Origin of the sequence: Rhodococcus sp. AW25M09 (assembly GCF_000333955.1) — a bacterium.
In the GTDB taxonomy this organism is placed as follows: Bacteria; Actinomycetota; Actinomycetes; order Mycobacteriales; family Mycobacteriaceae; genus Rhodococcoides.
The window spans coordinates 1-21616 of record NZ_CAPS01000137.1 but is presented as its reverse complement, the minus strand read 5'-3'; the positions used below and the strand labels follow the sequence as shown (position 1 = coordinate 21616).

Below are 21616 nucleotides of genomic sequence, written 5' to 3'. Positions count from 1 at the left end.
CCGTCGGCGTGTTCGGTTTTGTTGCGCACGTCCAGCACCATTGCCGAGTCGAACGAATCCAGCTCGTCCGCACCGATCGTCTCGGGTGTCGTCATGGGAAATCCTCGTAGACTTGTGACGTACCCGGTCACCGTATCGATGCCGACCCGCAGCAGGTGATCACGTAGCTCGTCGGCGACGGCGCGGTCCTCGGCAAGCACCACCAGTGGAGTGTCCTCTCGTTCGGGGTCGTAGACCCAGGCACCGAACGAGGCTGCCTTGCCGATACCGGGGATGTTGAGCGCTCCGGGGACAGCGCCGGCGTGCACCTCATATTGGCCGCGGGTGTCGAGGAGGACGACCTCGTCGGAGTCGAGGGCGCGTGCCAATTCGGTGGAGTCGTACTCGTGCAGTGGAGAGAGTGGCCCGAGAACGACCGGGCCCTGCTTGTTCTGACGCTTCATCCGGCCGAAGTAGGCGTGTGCATCCGGTTGGCCGTCGAGCATCTCATCGACGAAGCCCTGCTCGTCGTCGCGCTCGACATACCCGGCCCACCAAGCGAAACGACGTTCGTAGCCGACGCTGGTCGACGGCAACGCGCCGAGAGCTTTTCCGCAGGCACTGCCCGAACCGTGACCCGGAAAGACCTGGATATGATCTGGCTGCGTGACGAACGACCGCTTCAGACTGCGGAAGATCTGTTTGGCACCCTCGAAACGGGTGTCGACACCGTCGGCAGCTTCGTCGAGTAGGTCCGGGCGGCCGAGATCACCGGCAAAGACGAAGTCGCCCGTCAACATGTATCCCGGAGCATCGGCGAAGGCACCGTCGGTCACCAGGAACGAGAGGTGCTCCGGGGTATGACCGGGCGTGTGAACGGCTTGCACGGTGATGTTGCCCAGAGCCAGCGTGTCGCCATCGTGGAGGCGTTCGGCCTCGAAGCCGTACTGCCAATCGTCGCCGCCCTCTCCTGAGACGTAGGTGACCGCCCCGGTGGCCTTGGCCAGCTCGCGAGTGCCGGACAGGTAGTCGGCATGGATATGGGTCTCGGTCACGGCGGTGATGGTCATGCCATGCCGATCGGCCAGATCCAGATACACACCGATGTCGCGGCGGGCGTCGACCACCACTGCCTCTCCTTTGGCCTGGCAGCCGATGAAGTATCCGGCTTGGGCGAGGTCTTCGTCGTAGATGCGTTCGAGAAGCATCGAAATCTCCTTGTCGATCGTGGCGGCGTTCGTATGGGTGTCAAGAATCCACGGTACCCCGTGGGGTATTTTTGCAGGTTCTGTGCGTCGAGGCGCACGGTTCCGATTCCTGCGGGGTGGAGGTGAAGTGGGCGGCATTCCACTGGGCGACCAGGGGCATCGCAACCGACTGATCCAGCGAGGCGCAACGACTCACAGCGCCACCGCAGCGGTTGCCGACCATCACGTCCTCCTCAGCCGTCCGGCACTCGCCGACTCGGGGCGGACGAGGGAATTTCATTCCTCCCGAGTGTGACGTTTGTCAGAATTGGCGACTAGCCTCATCCATAATGTACGTACATCCGTACGATCAATCAAGGAGAGGGTGGCGTATACCTCGGCACGTGTCCTTGCACCACCTGCTCGAACGCCGGAATGACCTTCCAACACGACTGCTGTCGATGCAGTGCACCTGGCCTCAATGACCACCAATGTCGTGACCACACGGCTCGCGCCCACACCGACGTCAGACCGGATGCGCACCCGCCGCTCGGGGACGCTCACGCTCTGGACTTCCCCGATACATCCTTCGACACCATGGTGTGCACGTTCTCGCTCTGCGCCATCCCAGCCCCGGACATCGCGCTCTCGGAAATGTCGCGAGTGCTGCGTCCAGGTGGAACAATGCTCCCCGCCGATCACGTCGCCTCGTCGATCCGGCCGGTTCGATGGATCCAACGCGCCCTGAAACTGGTGAGCATCCCGATCGGTGGCGTGCACTTTCTGCGACGGTCCTCGCTCGCGATCACCGGTGACGAGAGCTTCTCCATCGAGGACATCGACCGGTTCACTCTCGGTCTCGTCGAGCGTCTTCACGCCCGAAAGGTGTCCTGAACGGGCAGGTACGATGGGCGCGGCACGCGCGGCCGACCATATTCCGGTACTTCTGCCTCGACGAACGCGAGAAGCCGCTTCAGCAGTGCATCCGCACGGTCGTCGAGCGTTGAATCGACGCCACCGAGTAGCTCGTGCGCGTCCCGGCGTGCCTGGGTCCCGTATTCGTAGTATCCGGGGTCGAGTACCGAAGCCGAGGCGGGCTACGGGACGAGCTGTGCGCTCGGTTGCCGTGCCTGCACCGAGTGGAGTCGGTGCACAGGTACTCGCCCGTCCAGGTGGGCTCGAACGATGTCGGCGACCGCACGGGACGTGAGTGGGGTCGCAATCAACGGGGTGTGGCCCAACCGGTCGATCGCAGTCGACAGCGGCTGCCGATCGGCCGGATCGACGTACCGGTCGAATCCGCCGAGTCCGGTACCGCCCACGGCATCGAGAGCATTCGGGTACTCGGATACCGCGTGCGATGGCCCAGCACCTCCAACAAGCGCTGATACACCATCCGCGGCGAGATACCCCGCCCCCGTCAGTGCCGGGGGAAGTGACAGTGTGGACGCCGCGGCCTGTGTCGATACGAAGGGCGTCGATCCTTGGATCGGCGGTGACATTGCAGTGCCGCAGGGCCGCGATCTGGGTGTACGGCAGACCGGTCGAGGCGAAGATCAGGACGCGGGCGTCTCGCCGCGCGAACAGTTCTGACGGCCAACCGGATTCGGGGAGGCGGGCGATGATGCCGCCGATCACGGCTGCCAGCTCGTGCAGGCGCGCCGTACGCGCCACGTCCAGCGCAGCCCGAACGATCTCCGCGCGCCCCGGAGGGGGTAACAGCTGCCGGGAATGGGTGCCGTCGATCACCGCGATCCGGCGGCGTTGGGTCGTCGACGTAGCGAGGTGCACGTGGAGGACGCCGCGACGACCTGCAGCCAACGTACCCACGCGCAGACCGGGCAGGATTCGTGACGGCCGGTGAACGGTAGGGCTTTGAAGGCCCCGACGCCGTCCTGATCGGTCTTCGACGCCCGAATCCGTACGTGCGCACCGTCGAGGCGGTCGCGGCGGACACCGCCGCATTCGAGCGCCACGAGTTCGCTACGACGAAATGCGCCGGTATAGCCCATCAGAAGCAGCGCGGTGTCGCGCCGTTTGAGGACCTCCGACGCCCACCCGGTCACACTGAGACGTGCATGATCGACGATGGTGGTGATGTCGGAGGTCAGCAGCGGTGCGCGTGGATTGCGTGGCCGCTCGCCCGCCGACGCGTAATCCCGCCGAATACTGGCGAGGGTGGCGCGGACCATCTCGTGCCCGCCCGGGTTGTCGTGTCTGGTAGCGCGGTGGCGTCCGCGCGACCGCCGCGATCCATTTGCCGAACGTCGCCGGCGCATACGCCCGCATCCCGTCGTCGACGGTGAGCGTGTCCGCCGGCGGCGACGAGATAGGCCGCCACCGTCGCGGGATGCGCCGGTAACGAGATATACCCGGTGGCGGCGCACCAGGTTTCGAAGCGTCTCCACGCCGAGGCGTAGGCCCGCCGGGCGCCGGCGGAGCGAGACGCAGCGATCGAGCGCTCGATCCGAGCGGCAACCTCCGGCGGTAAAGCAGGAAACACCGCCGCACCACCCGACACGCAGCCGGAACCGTGTTCGAGCCGTCCGCGAGCTGGCGTTCTGTCATATGCAGGACTGTAGCGGGCACCTCCTACACATTTATCGAACAGAAACTACGCTCACCTGGCGTTTCCTCAAGGACGGTGCGGGAAGGAAAATTCTCGGCGGTCACCGCACAAATACCGTTGGTGACTATGACCCCGGCGCGAAAACGGCCTTCTCGGCTGTCGCCGCGCGTGCATCGCGGACGACCCCGCTCCATCGGGCGATAGCTATGTCGGCGGATGTTGCAGCGGGATTCCGTGGTCGAGGAACAGTTGCACCGTCTCATCCAGCTCCGCTGCGGTGCGGCACCCCCAGCGCAGGAAGTTGTACAACGAACTGGCGGATGCGGGATCGACGCGCGCTGCCGCGATGGCGGCCTCAGCCGCAGCGTGCGCGTCAGCCCATAAATCGCGCTCAGGTGCGGGATAAGACGAGCGCGTCGGAGCTGTCCCAGGATCGACCGGCTCATACGGTCGTGGGCTCAGCAGAGATGCGTGCGCACCGCCGGCATCGATCTCACCGTTCTCGACCATCGCAATGCCGATCGCTGCGGCCTCGAGGACTTTCGTCTGCTCGTCCCAGTGCAGTTCTTCGAATGGAACCCACGCTGTCCGGAGCGGGCGAGAACGACCGGCGGCCCTCCAGATCGCAACGAGCCTCGTGGCCCACCGTCCGGTGCGAACCAGTGGCGAGGACACCTCGTCGACGACGGTGCGCAGAAGCCGAAACCAGACTGCGGCATGTACCCGGCCTGGGCCGAGTTCCACCCATCCCGTCGTCAGAGCCTCGGTGCTGCGCCGATCGAGGTCCGTGACCGCTGAGGGAACCGAAACGGGCGAGACCCGTTCGTCCGAACCGAACCGGACCTGGTCCCAGAAGATTGCATGACCAGGGAAAGCAGAGCAGGGTTCGAGTCGACAACGGTGGTCGAGGCAGCTGCTCAGCACCGGATATCGGTGCAGCAGAGTCATGTTGATATCAGCAGTGGATTCGAGGCTGTCGAGACATACCGGGCATGCCCGACTGCGCGGAGTGCTCGCCCACGGCAACCATGCTTCGCTCGTGGGTGTGCGGCGTCGTCGATCCTCCCTCGCGAGGTCGGCCGGTAGCAGGATCGAGAGTTGGTGGACGTAGATGTCGAAGTCGCAGTCGGCGGGGTCGGTGCTGTCAAGCAGCCACGGTGTCCACCCCGCCAACGTCATCATCCGCAGCCTCTCTACCGGGACTGCGCCGCGACCGGCCAGCTCGGCGAGTATCCGCTCCGGTGTGTAGCGGTCGAGATCCTCGACAGCACAATCGATATCGAGGTCTGCAAGCAGGTCAGAAGGCTTGATGTGCGGATACAGCTCGCATATCCGGGCCAACCAGGACGAGAGGGCCTCACCTGGCAGTGGCGGCGGGTGCAGCGGCCACGGGCGAACGTACGCATCATCGGGCATCGCCGCGAGCCGCGCGTTCACGCGAGGTGGCGCTCGAACTGGCGGCGTCGCTCCGTGGGACCGACGTACGGAGTGCGCATGAGCACCGATGAGGTGATCGCTTCCTCTCCGCTGTCGACGGCGGTCACTGCTGCGGCAGTGAGCAGCGTTGTCAGTTCACCGATGGTGCCCTCGGAGCGAGTGAGGAGGTAGTCGGTCATCTCCGGTGATGTCAGGTGCGAGGGTTTACGGAGGGGGAAGCTCGTGGTGAAGCTGGCCAGCAGTGATCTGGTGTCGGCAGTGTTGGTCCAGACCGGCAAAGTCATGGGGTGGAATCGGTTCTCCAGCTGGGGATCGGTCCGGATGGCGAGGTAGGCATCGCGGGTTCCGACAGCGACAAGAGGAATGCGTAGTTCGTTGCCCAGGAACCGCAGCACGTTCAAGAATTCGCGGCGGACGTTGTCGCGGCCGGCGAGAACGTTGTGGAGCTCGTCAATGATCAACATCTTCACGCCGGTGGCGCGGAGCAGCATCAATGCTTGCTGTTCGAGTTCGTGGACCCGATTGCGGGGCCTGGTCGGGGTTCCCAACGCTGTGAGCAGTGCGAGGTAGAACCGGCCGGGTGACGGGTCCGGGGGCATCTGCATGCACAACACCGGTATCTGCTCGCGGTCGGACAAGCTGATCGGCGGATGAGTGCGCCGGAACTTTTCGATGGTCATCGACTTGCCGTTGTTCGTCGGACCGAGCAACAGTAGGTTCGGCATACGCTGTCGGTCCGGCCACGACAGCAACGTCTCCAGATGGTCGATGACCGCACGGGCCTGCGGATACCCGATCCACCTCTCCGACCGGATCAACCGGATCCGCTCCGCGTCGTCGAGTGCGGTGAGCGGTCGAACCGACTCCCGCAGGTGCCCCAAATCCTCGCTCGACGACTCGGTGGGTTCGTCGCTGCTTCCTGTCGATGCGGTCATCGCCTCACCATTCCTCGATGTCGCTGAAGACAGGCGTTGCGGTGCCGCCGTCCGCTCGAGGCTCCGCCGGCGGGTGGAGCGCCGGGATCGGTGCAGACGCGTCGCCGGTGAGATGCGTGCGGCGGGCACGGTTGCGCCGGGCTTTGCGGGTGGCTTTCTGCGAGCGGTCGGTGACCTCGCGCATCTGCTCGATCATCGAAAACAGTGCGCTCTCATCGACGTTCGACCGACCTTGTTCGCGGAGACGGGTGATAGCAGCTCTGTGCTCCCACAGTGTCACCGCGGGATGTGACATCGTCCGGTACGGCACCTCGACATAGCCGGCACCGTCTGGTTCGAGGACCCAGATTCTGCTCAAATCGCGTGGGTCACGTCGTATCACGAACCGCCCCAAGTCCTCTCGACGCGCAACCCACGGTTTGAGCGCGTTCGAGAAGTAATGCACGTGATCTAGAACGAAGCCCGTGCGCGTCAGACGTCGCCGGATGACGGGAAGAAAGTCCACAAGGAACGCAGTTTCGCCGAGCACCACACGAGGGGCGTGACCAACTGCGGCGACCTCGCCGGCCCACACGGCGGCCGGAGTGTTCCCAATCCCTGTGTGAACGCTCGCGTGATACGAGGCTATGGCCAGGACCAGCCAGCGCTCCAACTCACGCAATGTAAACGCCGCGTGCTTGTCCGAGTCGTAACTTCCTCGGTCCGCTGGGTTCGAGAAGGTGGTCCCAGGCAGCTCGTGCACCGCCGTCATCGCCGTTCCGATGATTCGTTCGACGATCCCGCCGTAGTGCGGTCGGCCCGGAGGGCGGTATTCGAGTGTGATGGCGTGCTGGGCGCATCCGCGGCGCAGCGCTTCGCTTTTGAACTCGGAGGCGTTGTCGAGATACAGCTGTTTCGGCTTCCCTGCCATCGGCCACTGCACCTGCTCCGCGAGCTCGCATGCCTCCAGCCATGTCTGCTTCTCGCAGCACACGCGGCCCAGGCACAACCCGACCGATATCGACGACGGCGGCTCCAGAGTGACGACGAACCCGAGTACGGAACGGCTGAAGACATCGATAGCGATCGTCAGGTAGGGGCGGCCGATCGGTTGCCGCTCGTACTCGTCAACGACCATCAGATCGACGACGGTGTGGTCGATCTGGACCTGATCGAGAATCCCCGAAACCGTCGGTGGACTGTCGCCGGCGGACTGACGTGGGCGGGCGGCATCGGGTCCTCCGCGTGACCTGGCCACCGATGCCGGATGGAGCGCGGCGATACGCGCGGTGACGGTATTTCTGGCCGGCACTGGCAGACCTGCGCGATGGCACGCCAGTGCTATACGTCTGTGCAGCGCAGCGACACTCAGCTTCTGGCGGTGAAGAAAATAGCGGGTGAGCTGATCGCTGATCACTTCCTCGACCTCAGCCGTCACTCGGCTGCGGCCACGCCCTCCCGACGAGACCTTCGTCAGAAGATCGGTGACTGTCCCCGTCCCGTTCCTGAGCCTGCCGATCAACGTGTAGACCTGCCGCCTGGACAATCCCAACCGTTGCGTGGCATCGTCGACCGCTTCCGAACGCACCGGATGCATCTCCAGCAAGGGAGCCAGGACAGCGAAACGGGCCTCAGCCTGAGACCACCGCTCCCCCGACGCTGTCAGCACACCGGTCTCCACGACGTCGAGCTTGTCGGGGTCCATCACAAGCCTCCCTGTCACCGAGAGCCGAGCGTGCGACCGTGCACCGCACTTCTGACATCAGAATGTCAGAAGACACGCGCACTCACCCTCGAAACGCCTGCAAAGAGTGCAGCCGTCTTCTGAAGTTGACACGAATTGTCAGTTTCAGAAGGCGGCTGCACGATGTCAGAAGTCCCCTGCACTAGCACTCCGCGTTCCTACGCCTACGTTTGGTTGTTGCCGAAGAGGGCTGCAGTAATCCCCGACTGGTTGACGCACTATTAGCGTGGGGTTACTGATTTGTCTTGAGTTGTCGACTCCACTCTTTCGCGGGTGGTGATCGATACGTCGTGAAGACAGGCTGGAAATGCGGATTCACTTCCGGGCCAAGGGTACTGAGATCGAAGGATGCGGCACACGTTGTGGCAGCGCGGTCTTCGACGAAGCCTTACTGGTCGGCGTTGGGCTGCGAGTTGAGGATCGCGGCTGGCCACGTATGGCTGTTGTCGCGCGAAGTTCTTGATCCGACACTTGTGGCATGGGCGGCGAGAAAGTCGTCGACGATTCGGATGCAGTCGTCTGCGTGGATGTGACGCAGACCTGTAAGGCGAGCGAACACTATCGGTCCGAGGAGCTGAATGAGGGCGAAGGTGGTATCGAGTTCGCCGAGCACAGCGCGGGCGTCAGGGGCCGTGAGAATCTGATCCAGGGACTTGCGGTATTGCTCTATGACACGAGCCCGAAGTGAGACCACCGCGCCAGGATCGAGATCGCGCCGGCTGGCGTCGCCGCTGTTGACGGGTCCCATTGCCAGCCACGCCAGCGTGGTCATCTGCACCGGAGCTTGGTCGATGAGGTCGGCTTGGGTGGTGAGCAACGAAATCAGACGTTCGCGTAGCGGACCGGTATCGATAGCAGTGTCGACTGGGGGTAGTAGTCGCTCGAAGGTTGCAGCGAGCAGGTCGGTGGTACTTCCGAAGTGGCGGTACAGCGTGGCACGTGCAACCTTCGATATGCGGGTGACCGCCTCCACGGTGACCGCCTCGACACCGCCGGTGGCCAGCAGCTGGCCCGCCGCTTCGAGTAACCGGTTACGTGAGCGCGCCAGCCGGGGGTCGGCCGGGCCCTCGGTTGCAACGGGAGGGTCGACCATGAACGGGCTCCGCTCCATTTGACTGACAAGACATGTCCTCGCTTGACCATTCTGTCACACCCGCAGAGTTGTGATACTAATAGTCTCGTACCGAGACGATCAGTCTCGAACTGAGAGGCTGGCCGTTGAACGAACGTAGATCCGACTCTGCCAGCGTCGCTCGATGGAGCGGTGCCCAGTGGTGGATGTTGATTGTGTCGTGCATGGCGGTCGCGTTGGTGGTGGCCGCAATGGCGGCATTGTATTCAGCGTTGCCACAGATCGCGGTCGCGACAGGGGCAACGCAAGCTCAACTGACCTGGATAGTCGACGGTTATACGCTGGTACTGGCGTGCTTCGTTCTGCCTGCCGGAGCGATCGGTGACCGGTACGGTCGCCGCGGGGTGCTCGTGGCGGGGTTGGCGTTGTTCGCTTTCGCGTCGGCATTACCCTTGTTTCTCGCTGACCCGACGTGGCTGATCGCAGCTCGCGCGTTGGCTGGGGCGGGTGCGGCGCTGGTCATGCCCTCGACGCTGTCGATACTGACCGCGGGATTTCCACCGGCGCATCGCGGTCGCGCTGTAGGTGTGTGGGCCGGGGTTGCTGGATCCGGGGCGGTCCTGGGCATCCTCGGGGCTGGAGTGCTGCTCGAACAGTGGTCGTGGACCTCGGTGTTCGTCGGGTTGACCGTCGCCGGAGCGGTTCTGGCCGGGTTGGCATGCAGTATCGCGGAGTCCCGCCAACAGGAACATCCACCGGTCGATTGGGTGGGCGCTGTGACCGTAGTGGTCGCAGTCGGGGCGATCGTCTTCGCTGTGATCGAGGTTCCGGCCCGTGGCTGGACGGATTCGCTCGTCGCCATCAGCACTGCGGTGGGCTTGTTCGCGGTCGTGGTGTTCGTCGTCGTAGAACTACGTTCCTCGGCACCCCTACTCGATGTCCGGTTGTTCGCCCGCCGTGGCTTCGGTGCCGGCGCACTGTCTGTCTGTATCCAGTTTCTGGTGACCTTCGGGGTGTTCTTGCTGTTGGTGCAGTATCTGCAGTTGATTCTCGGTTATGGACCACTCACCGCCGCATTGGCGTTGACCCCTATGGTCGTGCCGCTCATCGCGATCTCGGTGATTGCACCCTGGCTGTCGAACATTGTTGGGCTGCGGGTGATGACCACTGTAGGTCTGCTCACCATCGCGGCGGGACTGGTGATGGTGAGCAGACTGACCGTCGCGGCGACTTACCCTGACCTGCTGTGGCCCTTGCTCATCATGAGCGCGGGTTTAGGGTTGTGTACCGCTCCTGCGACTTTCGCCATCGTCTCGGACACTCCTGAGGCCAAGCACGGGGTGGCTGCCGCGGTCAACGACGCAGCTCGCGAAATCGGTGCCGCGATTGGGATTGCGGTAGCCGGTAGCGTGCTCGCGGCCGGTTACGTTCAGCACATCCAGCCGGCTCTGCCCCAGCTACCCGAGCCTGCCCGTGGTCCGGTGGCCGATTCTCTGGCCGCCGCGTTGCAGGTCGCCGACCGCGCAGGACCAGCTGGCCAGCCGCTGGCCGAGTTCGCCAAAGCCGCATTCGTACACGGAAGTGGTCAGGCGACACTGGCGTTGGCGGCCCTGACCGCCGCAGGGGCACTCGTCCTCGCCGTCGTTGCACCAGGTAGACGCAGCCGTACGACAGCCACCGCGGGTGATGGACGTCGGTGAAGGTCGGCCAGGATGTCTATTCTTCGGTGTGATTCGTGTCTGTGGCCCGGAGTTGGGCTCGGGCTTGGGACTGCATGAAGTGTTCGACCTCGACAACCACGAACAGGGCAGTAGCGGTGGCTACCGAGCGGCCCTGCGCATCGTCCATCGTGGCCGTGAGATCCAGTTTGCGCCCATCACGAGACCGAACCGCAGCACGCAACACGTATGGAGTGCCGAGCAGAACCGGCGCTAGATAGTCGAGCTCGAGACGCCGCGTCACGGCGAGCTCACCCACTGTGTAGAGCAGGAAGCCGAACAGATCGTCGAGAACGGTCGCCACCGCGCCGCCGTGTGCTATCCCGGGTGCCCCGACATGACGCTGATCGAACACATGGTGAGCCACCACGCCGTTCTCGTCACGCTGGACCGACAGGGCGTGGCCGTGCGGGTTCTCCGGCCCACAACCAAGACAGTCGGGGTGGTGGGGCGGTAGATCAGGCGACTCGGAAGTCGTGCTCCAGAACGAGCGCGCCCAGTTCTCGATAGCGGGGCCGGCCGACCCGCTGACCTCGTCCGGAATTCTCTTCATGGTCGGACCTCTCTGTCGTGAAAAGAACTGTGCCGAGTCTGTCGCGTCTTCGCGCGCTCGGCCTGCACCGCTGTCAGTTTCAAAAGACAAACTGCACTATGTCAGAAGTCAACTGCACTAAAGGATCGACCAAGCCGACATAGCTTAAAGAGAGAAGTGATTTGCCGCGAGGATTTCGGACCTGGAGATGACTATTCTGAGGCCGCGTTTGCGGACTGCCCGTAACTGTAGTGGACATCGTTCGGGGTTCGGTATCCGAGCGACGAATGTCGTCTGCCATGAGCATGGGACCAGAGTGACCTGACCCCTGCCAGGGTGAGGTTGCCCTTGGCTGGGGCGTAAACACGAAATGCCCTGTGATGGTGTGAGAATAGTTCTTGTCTAGGGAACATTCCAGCCACCACGAAGGGCATCTCGCGAATGCAACTATCTCACACCCGACCTGCCTCGGCCGAATGCTTCGACGACCCCAATCTCTGCCGCTCCGCGGCCGCAGGCGAGGCCTGCGCGCCTCGCATCAAGATGACCGTGCTCTGAGGTCGATTTGTTGCGCCCAACGCTTGAAGGAGGGCGTCCAGCGCGATGTCCTCGTTATCGAATTCCAAGATTGCATGGAGGTCGTCGCGGAGTGCGCAGCGGGCGCAGAAACGGGCTCGGTAGCGTTCGCTTTTCGTGGTTGCAGGCGTTCGCAGCGCAGGTCGAGCGCGATGCCGGCGCACTCTTGGCGCTGATCGCGGAGTTGAACCGTCAGATCGGCGACCTCGAAGCCGAACTGACCCGCCATTTTGAAACACACCCGGACGCTGACACGCAACGCCGCCATCTACCTCTCCCTGCCAGGAATCGGTGTCATCCTCGCCGCCCGGGGCTCGGTGAATTCAGCGACGACGTCGACCGCTACACCAACGCCAAGTCTCGCAAGAATTACGCCGGTACGTCACCCCTGACAGTTGCGTCGGGCAAGAAGCGGGCCGTACTGGCTCGACATATCCGCAACCGGCGGCTCTACGATGCCATCGACCGGTGGGCGTTCTGCGCCCTCAGCCAGAGTCCGGCCGCTCGCGCGTTCTACGACCAACACCGTGCTACCGAAGACCTCCACCACCAAGCGCTCCGCGCACTCGCCAACAGACTTGTCGGGCTCCTGCACGGGTGCCTACGCCACCGCACCGAATACGACGAACACACCGCTTGGGCACACCGCACCGCGCAACAACCCGACGCAGCTTGACAAGTTACAATTCTGGGATATCTAGGATGATTCAGTCCATTTTGTGGCGGGACGCGAAACCGGGATGGCTGAATGGCAGACTGCGTGAGAAGGCCACGCCTACGGTTGCGGCCGCGCCGTCGATGATTCCCCATGTCGTCTCTGATAGGTGTGCGGCGAAGAACGTATCATCCACCCCTTGCTCACGACCGTTGTCGATCCACCACTGAGTCGCAGATAGACCAGAACCCAGAATGGACGCCACGGCCAAGGGAATGACCGAAGTATCTGCGTGAACACGCTGAAGACTTTCAGTGAACCGATCGGCGACGACCTCCATCACCGACCTCAGTTCGTCAGCAACTCCGCCATTTCCCGATCCGGAGTACTGAAACAAGTGATTCGCCATAAGGAATCTGACGACCGTGGGATACTGCCCGACGAGCGTGACGTAGCTCTGGACGGACGAGCGAAGCATGTCGTCAACCGAAAGATAATCTTGGTCGGCGAGAATAGTGACTTTCGCCGAATCCCACATCAACGCACCGAGTTTCGCCGCCACCGCCGCGTTCAAGCCCGCTTTGTCGCCAAAGTAGCGATACAGCTTTGGTTTAGATACACGGGCCTCCGCAGCGATGTCGTCCATGCTGACGCCTGCACCATACCGTTCGATGATCCGTATGGTCGCGTCGACCAGCTGCGCGCGTACCTCGACTCTATGCTCATCCCAGCGGGTGCTACGGGCATCGGCCACTCGACGCTGCACCTGAGATGGAGTAAATGAAACGCGGCGGACGAATGACATTATGGGGTTAACAATACCCGGAAGGGTCCTCTCAAGCGAGTCGGGCTGGAGAGCCGTTCGCTGAAACCTCTCGGTTCGCTCGCAGCGGTTCGGCACCCTCCCTCAAGCAGCCGATCGTCCGCCGGATCGCACCGTGTCGATCACATACACCGGCGGCACGACCGGAAAGCCGAAGGGAGCCATCGGAGGCTTCGGCAATGTTCACGATGACGCAGATTCAACTCTTCGGAGTGAGAATGGCCGGGTACCCCAAATTCTCGTTGTGCACCCCGCTGTCGCATGCTGGGGCCGCGTTCTTCGTGCCGACCCTGACGAAAGGCGGCCCGATGATGGTGCTGCCGAAATTTTTACCGCCGAGGTGCTGCGCACCATCGACGCAAAAAAGATCACCGTGGCGATGCCATCGATGCTGTACGCCTCGATGGACCCCTCCCAACTCGGACACGCGCGGCCTGTCGACGATCGTGGCCGTCTCACGAGCTCATGTGTGTCCGGTCGACGGTTCAAAAGCCATCGCCTACCGTGACTGCGTCCAATCGGGCCGCTGCTTCGTTGAAATAGTTTGGTGCCTCCATGTTGATCATGTGACCGATCTGTGGCAACGCCACGAACTCATGCAACCGGCGGCGCTGCTGCAGTCGGTCGGCGAGATCAATGGAATGAACCGCGGGTGTCAACTTGTCGGCCGAGCCCACGATCACGGTCGTCGGAACCGTAAGTGAGTCGATTCCTTTGCTTACATCGATGGTGGCCAGGACCCTGCCCCACATTCCCCGAACCTCAGGGGGGCACCGCAGTACTATGTCGGAACACTCAGCCACAACGTCTGCTGGCGCGTGTCGACCCATCGTCCCGTATTTCACCAACCGTCGGTTGAAGCGAGTGTCAAGCATCTCCGGTCCCGCGGTGGCGAGCCCGGCTGCGAATGCCCGCTCCAGTGAGGCGCGGAATCGACGTGGCGACCCAATTAGCGTCGATCTACTCACCAACTGCGAGGGGCCGGTACTCGCCAAGACGGCACCACGGGATAAGACGGGCACCGACTCCGGGTGCTCGGCAGCCCAACCCATGATGGACATCCCGCCCATACTGTGACCGGTCACCAATGCCTTACGATTAGACGTGACGACAGCGCGCAAGACAGCCTCGAGATCGTCGCCAAGCACCGACGAAGAGAAGGGCGCGCGACCCCGGTCGCTCCAGCCATGCCCTCGTTGGTCATACACCACCACACGGTGTGTGGTGGCGAAGTGCTCGATCTGAGGTCTCCAGAACCGACCTTGGCAAGCCCACCCGTGGCTGAACACCAGCAGCGGCGCATCATCACCGAGCCCGTACTCCTCGACAAACAGCCTCGTGCCGTCACTGGAGAGAACCTCCCGCGACCGCCGCGACAATAGGCCAGCTTTCGAGGAGTCAGAGGTCATCGAAACTCACCGTCACAGCGTCGGTGAGCGGAAGTGCCTGGCACGCGAGTCGCTCGCCGTCCTCAATGTCGTCGTCTACGAGGATGTTGTTCTGCACCATCTCGACATCGCCATCGATGAGCTTGCACACACACGCGCTGCATGCGCCCTCTCGGCACGAGTACGGGGCGTTGTGCCCTCGCGAGAGCAGCACATCGAGCAGAGGCGTGTTACGTGGCCACTCCGTGGTGATGCACTCTCCGTTCAGATAAACCGTGGCCGTAGCTACACCCTCGTCGTCACTGAGTCGACGCAGTGTTGCGGTGTCGAACGGGTCACCCGTCAGCGACTGGAATACCTCTCGATGTACATCCGAATGATCCACTCCGCATGCGGCGGCAGACCTTTCCACAAGATCCATGAAAGGGGAAGGCCCGCAGGTGAAAATCGCCGATCCCTTGTGTTCACGAATAATCTTTTCTACAGCCTCTGATGTGGGAATCCCGTTCTCCGACTCAAGCCAGTCAACCAAAGTGAACCGCTCGGCGAATTCAGATCTAATCTGCTCAAGCTGGCGCTCGTACATGATCGAATCGGAGTCACGGTTTGCGTAGAACAGGACAACTTCGCCACTGCCCGACACCAGGGCCGACTTCACCAGCGACAGAACCGGCGTGATGCCGCTTCCGCCAGCGAAGAAGAGCAAGTCGACGTCGAGGCTCTTAGCGGTAAACTTTCCCGATGGCGTGAGGACGGTCACCTCCATGCCGATGGAAACGTTGTCACACAACCAGTTCGACGCATACCCCCCAGCGGTGCGCTTCACCCCGATCTCGAGGCGGAAGTCATCGACATGAGGCGAACTGCTCAGCGAGTAGCATCGTGCGACGTGGCCCGTCTGGTCGGACGGGATCTTCAACGTAATGAACTGCCCGGGTAGATGCTTGAAATCGTCGACGATCTCGTCAGGCACTTCGAAGGCGATGCTCACGGAGTCCTTGGTCTCCTGCACGACCTCCGACACGGTCAGCGTTCGCGATCGCGCGGTGGTGCCCGGCCGATTCTCCTGTTCGAGGGTCATTTGATGATCCCCCGCTTACGAGCCAAGGCGTAGCCCGCGCGTGTGACAGGCGCAGAGATGTCCTGGTAGCGCGGACCGACAACGCGTGCGACAAAGTCGAAGCCACGTGCGTCTGCGCCGATCAGCACTCGGGGCTTCTTCTTGTCCATTCCCTTGAGGATGGCGCACGCAGCTTTCTCCGGAGTGGTCCTGGCGATGTTGTTGAACATCGAGGCAATGGTGGCGGTATCTGCCCCCATATCGGATACACCACGAGCGTTGTTGACGATATTAGTCTTGACGCCGCCGGGGTGAACGCATGTCACCGTGACCGGATGCCGACTGATTTTCATCTCTTGCCGAAGCGCTTCGGTGAAGCCACGCACACCGAACTTCGCGGCGTTGTAAGCGCTTTGACTGGGGATCCCGACCAGACCGAAGACGCTGGAGGTGTTTACCAGATGACCATCACCAGAGGCGATCAGATAAGGCAGGAACGCCTTGGTCCCGTTGACGACACCACCGAAGTTGATGCCCATCAGCCAGTCGAAATCCTCCCAGGACATGTCGACAACGTCGGCGCCGAGGGCGACGCCGGCATTGTTGAACACCATGTTGACGCGCCCGAAAGACGACTGCACGCTCTCTGCGTAAACCTGGAACGCAGCACGATCTGCCACGTCCAACACGGCGGTCTCGACGGTCGCCCGATGCGCGGTGCGGCACATGGCCGCCGTCTCCTCGAGATGCACTTCGTCGACGTCGGACAAGGCAAGGCTGGCCCCGCGTTCGGCCAGTTGGAGGGCAAGGGACCGCCCGATCCCTGAGGCGGCTCCCGTGACGACTGCGACCTGGGTCGCGTAATTGCCTGCTGTCGAACTACTCACTGTCGGATACTCACTTCTCGATGACCTACGGTTGGATTGTCAGGCGATCTCGTACTCGGCGGGCTCGAAGTCTTTCGTCGCTCGCCAGTACTGCCACGTGAACCCGGGCCACACCGTACGGTTGACACCTTGCGAGTCCAGATACCAGCTCGTACATCCGCCGTTGGTCCATACGCCCTTGGCGAGCTTGTGTTGGATGCTCTTGTTGAAGTGTTCTTGAACCTCAGCCCGCACATCAACGCGCTCCGCACCTCGACTGTCGACGGCGTCGATGGCCTTCATGATGTACTTGATCTGCTGCTCGATCATGAATACGACAGAGTTGTGCCCAAGACCCGTGTTAGGTCCGAGCAGGAAGAACAGGTTCGGGAAGCCCTCGGTGGTGATGCCGAGGTGGGTATTGATGCCCGTCCGGTGCCAGTGCGACGGCAAGTCCTCGCCCCGAGCGCCCTTGAGCGCGAGTTGATCGAACCCGTCCGTGACATGGAACCCTGTGGCGTAAATGATCACATCCACAGGGTGTGACACGCCGTCAGGGGTGACGATCGAATCGGCAGTGATCTTTTCGATCCGATCGCTGATCACTGTCGTGTTGGGGGCGGCGAGCGCAGGGTAGTAGTCGTTCGATCCCAGGATGCGCTTGCATCCGATGCGGTAGGACGGCATCAGCTTCCGGCGTAGCTCGGGGTCGGTGATAGAACGCTCGATGTTCCATTTCGCCACCTTTTCGATTGGTCGCATAAGGTTGGAGTGGCCGTTGAGCCCGAAGGCCAGGCTCTCTGCGCCCCAGTAGACCGACCACCGAGCGAGGCGGCGAGTAATGGGGATCTTGCTGAGCAGCGTCCGAAGTACCGGCGGCACCGCGAAGTTCTTGCGTGGAAGTACCCAAGCCGGGGTTCGCTGGAAGACCGTGAGTGTGCCGGCGTCCTTCTGCACGAACGGCACGAACTGAATCGCGCTGGCACCGGTGCCAATGACGGCCACCCGCTTGCCCTGGAGATCCACTGTGTGGTCCCACTGTGCCGAATGGAACGCCTGGCCGGCGAACTCGTCGATTCCGGGGATGTTCGGAAAATTCGGGATGTGCAGAGCGCCGACACCGGACACGACGTACTGCGCGACGTACTCCCGGCCCGACTCGGTATGCAGGTGCCACCGAGATTCGGACTCGCTCCAGTATCCGGAGACCAACTTCTGCCCGAAGTGGATCTTCTGAGTGACACCACGCTTGTTGGAGATATCTTTCAGGTACTGCTCGATTTCGGGCTGCGAGGACCACACCTTCGACCAGCTACCGCGACTCTCGAACGAGTAGGAGTACATCAGTGACGGTACGTCGCACGCGCATCCCGGATAGGTGTTGTCGCGCCACGTCCCACCGACGGAGTCGGCCTTTTCTAGAACGATGAAATCGCTGTACCCGCGTCGGCGGAGCTGGACGGCCATACCGAGGCCAGAGAAGCCGCTGCCGATGATGAGAACTTTGGTAGTTATGGGCTCGGTTATTCCCGGGTCTGTCGCCGGGGCGGCGGACTTGGCGTTGGAGGACGGCATTGTGAAAATCTCCTGATCGAATGCAGAAAACGGACCCGCACGGCGCGCCGTGACGCGTGGCAGGTGTGGGAATGTCATCCGCCCAAGCCCACGAACGGAGGAATCCGGTCGTGGGGTCGAGGAATGGACTGTGGGACGCGCGGACCGGGCCGGGCGTGTTAGCGCAGATCGTCGGGCAGGCTGCGCGTTGCGCGCCACATCGCCATCGTGAACTTCCCCTCCATCATTCCGGCCTCGTGGAAGAACCGGATCATTGGCTCGGACATGAACTGCAAGTTGACGCGATAGTTCGGGCTCGTCTGCTGCGCCCACAGGCCGCGCAGACGGCTGATTCCGACATCGGGATATACCTTCGGATTGATGAGCAACGGGTATGCAAAGTTCGCAATGGCCGCTAACGTGCCTCTATGCCAAGCGCGCGAGATGCGTCCGCGACGCTGCATCCCTTCCACCATTTCCAGCCGCGCGAACGTGATGTGACGGGCCTCTTCGAGAACGTGGATCTTCATGAGCTGGCGCAGCTGCGGCTGCATTTTCGGGTCATTCATCGCCTCGCGCTGAGCGCGGTCGAGGATCTCCTCGATGAGCAGAGTCGCGCCGGACACGGACGGGCCGAGAGGCACAAAGTGCAAGATCTTCGCGATGCTCAAGAACCCCTTCGGCAACTTGTACGGTGCCAGGCCCGTCTTGTTGATCAGTCGGGCGAACATCGTCGAGTGACGTGCCTCGTCGCCGATCTCGTTAAGGGCGTAGAGGGACCTTTGATCTGTCAGGGCGCCTTTGGCGGATGTTCGGAGCAGCGCCGAGCTGAGCAGATTCTCCGCGTAGATACCGAAGCTGAGGATGCTGACGATTTCGTGGCGCCCGAGTTCCGCCTTTTGCTCATCGCTCATTTTCTCCCACAGCTTGGTGCCGTAGAGCGAGACCCGATGCTCTGGCAGGAAGTACTTTCCTTCCTCCCAGGGTGAGTCCCAATCGATGTCGATCTCCGCGTCATAGAATTTTTCGGCCGCCGCCCGCAGCAGTCGGCCGGCAGATCTCTGCATGTCGACGGGCTTGCGGGCGCTGACACGCGCAGCGCCTTCCGTTGAGACGTCGGGCTTGGTCTCCACATTTTGAACGGTCATGTGACACCTCCGTTGCGTTCCGGGCCGAGCTGAGTCTCGACTTCATACCCGTACTCCAGGTACCAGATACTGATAGTGTCTGCGCCAGTGCGTTCTTTTGTCAATGTTTGATGTGAAGAAAGTGAGCCTTGCGTGTCTGACGACCACGATCTCGACTACTCCGGCGAGGGCACATTGGTGTGCCGTGGCAAGGAGATTGCTGTCGGGGTGAAGATCAAAGGCTATTTCCAGCCCCTCAACGGCTTATACACCTGGTACGGCAGGATCGACAAGAATGATGCGCTCCACGCCGCCCTCTCGGGAAGGCGCACGGTTGCCGTCTTTGCGACACCTGAGGGACGCGCCGAGTGCGTCGTGGGCGACCCTGATTTCTGGGACCGCTATCGCATCTCGGGCACGAGCAGACCGCCGTACCACATCCCCACCACGCTCGAGGAAGTTGACTCGATAGCAGAGAGTGAACATCAGGGTTGACCGACCCGCTTTGCGCCCTGGGGCGTTCCTCAGCATCCAGTCCGATAGCGCCCAGGCGGTGCAGCAACGCCACCAGACGGCGCGCCGTGTCAGTGAACCGTCCCGGGTTTCTTGCCGCTCCTACGCTTGCAACATCTCCGGGCGGAGAGCCGATTCTTGACTGTGGTAGACCTTCTCGAATTCGTCTGGTGTGAGGTAATCGAGGGTGCTGTGGGAGGCGGCGTTGGTTGAACCAGTCGACCCATCCCATCGTGGCGAACTCGACATCGTCGATGGTCTTGAGCGGGCCGTTTAGGAACGGGCTTCTCTTCGATACTGCCTCGGTCTTGAACAACCCAATTGTGCTCTCGGCCAACGCATTGTCGTACGCATCCCCGACGCTGCCGATAGATGCCGCCCCCTCGAGCGAAGAAGCTCCGCACCGGATTCATCACCGATGACGTCACCATCGGCTCGCGGCCAGACGAAGTCGCGGATCGCAAAACGCCAGGGCATTGGGAAGGAGGTCTGATCATCGGGCTGGGCAGGTCCGCAGTGGGCACGCTTGTCGAACGCACCAGCAGATTCACCACGTTGCTGCATCTGCCACGTAAGGATGGGTACGGGGATGCGCCCCCGGTGAAGAACGGGCCGGCGTTGTCCGGTTACCGTTCGGAGTCGGTCCGCGATGCACTCCAGGCTGCGATGACACCGCTGCCAAAGCACCTGCGCAGATCGGTGACCTGGGACCGCGGCAAGGAGCTTGCACGTCATGCGGAGTTGACCGCAGAAACCGGGATCCGTGTGTACTTCTGCGACCCGTACAGCCCCTGGCAGCGGGGAACGAACGAAAACACTAATGGATTGCTGCGACAATACTTTCCGAAGGGAACCGATCTCGCTCGATACCGTCGAAGTGACGTTCAGGCCGTGACGGATGCACTCAACAACCGCCCGCGCAAAACACTTGGGTGGCGAACCCCAGCGGAAGTGCTTGCGGAGCAGATACACTCGGCTTCACGGCACTGTGTTGCGACGACAGGTTGAATCCGCCCTGACTGCCGGCATCGCTGTGATGGATGAGCCCTGAGCCGACGCGGTGTCCACCGTGATCTCGTCGCCGCAACGCCATCTTCAGCGCCGTGGTGACCATCGCTGTGTCTTTGACCGTCGGCACGGCGAGGAGGCCTGCAAAATCCCGACATTCCCGATTCTGTCGGTGTTCGACCACTCGCAAACTGATGTGTGCCCGTAATCTCGCCCGTGGGTTACTGGAGTTGGGATGGTGTTGTCGAGGCCCAGAGGGCTTCGTAGTGGTCGGGGCTGATGTTACCGATATAGCTGTGGACGCGGTCGGTGTTGTAGAAGGTGTCGATCCAGTTGGCCATCGCAACGACCAACTCGAACGTCGTTGCCCATCGCCTGGAGTTGAGAAGTTCAACCTGCATTCGTCCCCAGAACGCTTCGATGACCGCGTTATCAAAGCAGTCACCGACCGAACCCGAATGAGGGTGTCAGTCCCGACCGGCGTAGATTCTCACCCCAGCTCCAGGAGGTGAACTGCGCTCCGTGATCAGCATGCAGAATCGTCGCACCACAGAGGGATCGCTCCCGAGCGGCCATGTTCACCGCGTTGTTCACCAGTGCGGTATCTGCAACCGTGGAGAACGCCCGTCCGACGATCTTCCGGGAGAAGCAGTCGATCACCGCACAGCAATACGCTTTCCCGTCGCGCGCTGGATGCTCCGTAATGTCTGTACACCACAGTTCGTTCGGCGCGTCAGCGGTGAATTTGCGTTCGACGAGGTCAGCTGGGGTGGACAAGCCCACCAGGTTCGGTTTGCGGCGCTTCGGTGTCGGTAGCCCGACCAGGCCTCGCTCGCGCATCAACGCCCGAACGAGCTTGCGGTTGACGACCATGTCGTACTCGTTGAGCAGCGC

Annotated in this window: 21 protein-coding genes and 3 pseudogenes; 8 read left to right on the top strand and 16 right to left on the bottom strand. The window is 62.2% G+C overall.

What is annotated here, in order from left to right; genetic code table 11:
• Positions 1–1187: MBL fold metallo-hydrolase (locus tag RHODMAR_RS25055; protein WP_042940309.1), on the bottom strand; the 1187-nt coding region annotated here is incomplete at its 3' end.
• A 414-nt stretch (positions 1188–1601) separates the two neighbouring features.
• On the opposite strand from RHODMAR_RS25055, the gene RHODMAR_RS25050 reads away from it, so the two are divergent.
• The 3 genes from RHODMAR_RS25050 to RHODMAR_RS28440 all read left to right on the top strand — a co-directional run bounded on the left by RHODMAR_RS25050 (position 1602) and on the right by RHODMAR_RS28440 (position 2759).
• On the top strand, positions 1602–2060 hold the full coding sequence (locus RHODMAR_RS25050) for a class I SAM-dependent methyltransferase (protein WP_080733148.1): 459 nt from the start codon (positions 1602–1604) through the stop codon (positions 2058–2060).
• 254 nt (positions 2061–2314) lie between these two features.
• Complete coding sequence (locus tag RHODMAR_RS28445; protein ID WP_198289535.1) at positions 2315–2554, top strand: hypothetical protein; 240 nt, start codon at positions 2315–2317, stop codon at positions 2552–2554.
• Between the two features lie 55 nt (positions 2555–2609).
• A complete protein-coding gene (locus RHODMAR_RS28440) occupies positions 2610–2759 on the top strand; it encodes a hypothetical protein (protein WP_155289453.1) in 150 nt (49 codons plus the stop codon).
• A gap of 152 nt (positions 2760–2911) precedes the next feature.
• On the opposite strand, the gene RHODMAR_RS29520 is transcribed toward RHODMAR_RS28440, so the two are convergent.
• The 5 genes from RHODMAR_RS29520 to RHODMAR_RS25020 form a co-directional block, all read right to left on the bottom strand.
• Positions 2912–3358, bottom strand: coding sequence for a hypothetical protein (locus tag RHODMAR_RS29520; protein ID WP_308198557.1), 447 nt, complete (start codon positions 3356–3358; stop codon positions 2912–2914).
• A 581-nt stretch (positions 3359–3939) separates the two neighbouring features.
• Positions 3940–5172, bottom strand: a complete 1233-nt coding sequence (locus RHODMAR_RS25035; protein ID WP_008720420.1) for a TniQ family protein — start codon at positions 5170–5172, stop codon at positions 3940–3942.
• Positions 5169–6107: a TniB family NTP-binding protein gene (locus tag RHODMAR_RS25030; RefSeq protein WP_042940308.1), complete on the bottom strand. Its 939-nt coding sequence runs from the start codon at positions 6105–6107 to the stop codon at positions 5169–5171. The genes RHODMAR_RS25035 and RHODMAR_RS25030 overlap by 4 nt, the downstream gene beginning before the upstream one ends.
• Positions 6108–6111: 4 nt before the next feature.
• Entirely contained in the window at positions 6112–7791 is a 1680-nt protein-coding gene (locus tag RHODMAR_RS25025; protein WP_008720419.1) for a Mu transposase C-terminal domain-containing protein, read from the bottom strand.
• Between the two features lie 427 nt (positions 7792–8218).
• Positions 8219–8923 (bottom strand): TetR/AcrR family transcriptional regulator, encoded by a 705-nt coding sequence (locus tag RHODMAR_RS25020; RefSeq protein ID WP_008720417.1) that lies wholly within the window; start codon positions 8921–8923, stop codon positions 8219–8221.
• Positions 8924–9126: 203 nt separating this feature from the next.
• On the opposite strand from RHODMAR_RS25020, the gene RHODMAR_RS25015 reads away from it, so the two are divergent.
• Entirely contained in the window at positions 9127–10602 is a 1476-nt protein-coding gene (locus tag RHODMAR_RS25015; RefSeq protein ID WP_394855464.1) for an MFS transporter, read from the top strand.
• A 16-nt stretch (positions 10603–10618) separates the two neighbouring features.
• Here the strand turns inward: RHODMAR_RS25015 and RHODMAR_RS25010 are convergent, their stop codons facing one another.
• Positions 10619–11173 (bottom strand): PaaI family thioesterase, encoded by a 555-nt coding sequence (locus tag RHODMAR_RS25010; RefSeq protein ID WP_008720413.1) that lies wholly within the window; start codon positions 11171–11173, stop codon positions 10619–10621.
• A gap of 715 nt (positions 11174–11888) precedes the next feature.
• On the opposite strand from RHODMAR_RS25010, the pseudogene RHODMAR_RS25005 reads away from it, so the two are divergent.
• Positions 11889–12404 (top strand): annotated as a pseudogene (locus RHODMAR_RS25005) (transposase); the annotation flags it as partial.
• Positions 12405–12435: 31 nt separating this feature from the next.
• Here the strand turns inward: RHODMAR_RS25005 and RHODMAR_RS25000 are convergent.
• Positions 12436–13188, bottom strand: coding sequence for a TetR/AcrR family transcriptional regulator (locus RHODMAR_RS25000; protein WP_008720409.1), 753 nt, complete (start codon positions 13186–13188; stop codon positions 12436–12438).
• Positions 13189–13321: 133 nt separating this feature from the next.
• Here RHODMAR_RS25000 and RHODMAR_RS29260 point away from each other — a divergent pair, with 133 nt between their 5' ends.
• A complete protein-coding gene (locus tag RHODMAR_RS29260) occupies positions 13322–13714 on the top strand; it encodes an AMP-binding protein (RefSeq protein WP_008720407.1) in 393 nt (130 codons plus the stop codon).
• Here RHODMAR_RS29260 and RHODMAR_RS24995 read toward each other — a convergent pair.
• The 5 genes from RHODMAR_RS24995 to RHODMAR_RS24975 form a co-directional block, all read right to left on the bottom strand.
• Positions 13692–14615 (bottom strand): alpha/beta fold hydrolase, encoded by a 924-nt coding sequence (locus tag RHODMAR_RS24995; protein WP_008720406.1) that lies wholly within the window; start codon positions 14613–14615, stop codon positions 13692–13694. The genes RHODMAR_RS29260 and RHODMAR_RS24995 overlap by 23 nt on opposite strands.
• Positions 14605–15675: a ferredoxin--NADP reductase gene (locus RHODMAR_RS24990; RefSeq protein ID WP_008720404.1), complete on the bottom strand. Its 1071-nt coding sequence runs from the start codon at positions 15673–15675 to the stop codon at positions 14605–14607. Before RHODMAR_RS24990 ends, RHODMAR_RS24995 begins: the two co-directional genes overlap by 11 nt.
• A complete protein-coding gene (locus RHODMAR_RS24985) occupies positions 15672–16541 on the bottom strand; it encodes an SDR family NAD(P)-dependent oxidoreductase (protein WP_008720401.1) in 870 nt (289 codons plus the stop codon). The genes RHODMAR_RS24990 and RHODMAR_RS24985 overlap by 4 nt, the downstream gene beginning before the upstream one ends.
• Before the next feature lie 39 nt (positions 16542–16580).
• Positions 16581–18095, bottom strand: coding sequence for a flavin-containing monooxygenase (locus RHODMAR_RS24980; RefSeq protein ID WP_008720398.1), 1515 nt, complete (start codon positions 18093–18095; stop codon positions 16581–16583).
• A gap of 158 nt (positions 18096–18253) precedes the next feature.
• Entirely contained in the window at positions 18254–19222 is a 969-nt protein-coding gene (locus RHODMAR_RS24975) for an AurF N-oxygenase family protein (RefSeq protein WP_008720396.1), read from the bottom strand.
• Between the two features lie 132 nt (positions 19223–19354).
• Here RHODMAR_RS24975 and RHODMAR_RS24970 point away from each other — a divergent pair, with 132 nt between their 5' ends.
• A complete protein-coding gene (locus RHODMAR_RS24970; protein ID WP_008720393.1) occupies positions 19355–19696 on the top strand; it encodes a DUF4873 domain-containing protein in 342 nt (113 codons plus the stop codon).
• Between the two features lie 120 nt (positions 19697–19816).
• Here RHODMAR_RS24970 and RHODMAR_RS27765 read toward each other — a convergent pair.
• A pseudogene (locus RHODMAR_RS27765) lies at positions 19817–20087 on the bottom strand (integrase core domain-containing protein); the annotation flags it as partial.
• 2 nt (positions 20088–20089) lie between these two features.
• On the opposite strand from RHODMAR_RS27765, the pseudogene RHODMAR_RS24965 reads away from it, so the two are divergent.
• A pseudogene (locus RHODMAR_RS24965) lies at positions 20090–20722 on the top strand (IS30 family transposase); the annotation flags it as partial.
• Between the two features lie 221 nt (positions 20723–20943).
• On the opposite strand, the gene RHODMAR_RS27190 reads toward RHODMAR_RS24965, so the two are convergent.
• The gene (locus tag RHODMAR_RS27190; protein WP_081606113.1) at positions 20944–21144 is read right to left on the bottom strand and encodes an IS3 family transposase; all 201 of its coding nucleotides are present in this window, start codon (positions 21142–21144) and stop codon (positions 20944–20946) included.
• Between the two features lie 19 nt (positions 21145–21163).
• The coding region (locus tag RHODMAR_RS24960; RefSeq protein ID WP_157226211.1) for a DDE-type integrase/transposase/recombinase at positions 21164–21616 on the bottom strand (453 nt) is incomplete at its 5' end.

Coding starts and splice junctions, on each gene's coding strand:
- RHODMAR_RS25050 (WP_080733148.1), top strand. CDS start 1,602: ATGACCTTCCAACACGACTGCTGTCGATGCAGTGCACCTGGCCTCAAT.
- RHODMAR_RS29520 (WP_308198557.1), bottom strand. CDS start 3,358: ATGGTCCGCGCCACCCTCGCCAGTATTCGGCGGGATTACGCGTCGGCG.
- RHODMAR_RS25030 (WP_042940308.1), bottom strand. CDS start 6,107: ATGACCGCATCGACAGGAAGCAGCGACGAACCCACCGAGTCGTCGAGC.
- RHODMAR_RS25025 (WP_008720419.1), bottom strand. CDS start 7,791: ATGGACCCCGACAAGCTCGACGTCGTGGAGACCGGTGTGCTGACAGCG.
- RHODMAR_RS25020 (WP_008720417.1), bottom strand. CDS start 8,923: ATGGTCGACCCTCCCGTTGCAACCGAGGGCCCGGCCGACCCCCGGCTG.
- RHODMAR_RS25015 (WP_394855464.1), top strand. CDS start 9,127: ATGGCGGTCGCGTTGGTGGTGGCCGCAATGGCGGCATTGTATTCAGCG.
- RHODMAR_RS25010 (WP_008720413.1), bottom strand. CDS start 11,173: ATGAAGAGAATTCCGGACGAGGTCAGCGGGTCGGCCGGCCCCGCTATC.
- RHODMAR_RS25000 (WP_008720409.1), bottom strand. CDS start 13,188: ATGTCATTCGTCCGCCGCGTTTCATTTACTCCATCTCAGGTGCAGCGT.
- RHODMAR_RS24995 (WP_008720406.1), bottom strand. CDS start 14,615: ATGACCTCTGACTCCTCGAAAGCTGGCCTATTGTCGCGGCGGTCGCGG.
- RHODMAR_RS24990 (WP_008720404.1), bottom strand. CDS start 15,675: ATGACCCTCGAACAGGAGAATCGGCCGGGCACCACCGCGCGATCGCGA.
- RHODMAR_RS24980 (WP_008720398.1), bottom strand. CDS start 18,095: ATGCCGTCCTCCAACGCCAAGTCCGCCGCCCCGGCGACAGACCCGGGA.
- RHODMAR_RS24975 (WP_008720396.1), bottom strand. CDS start 19,222: ATGACCGTTCAAAATGTGGAGACCAAGCCCGACGTCTCAACGGAAGGC.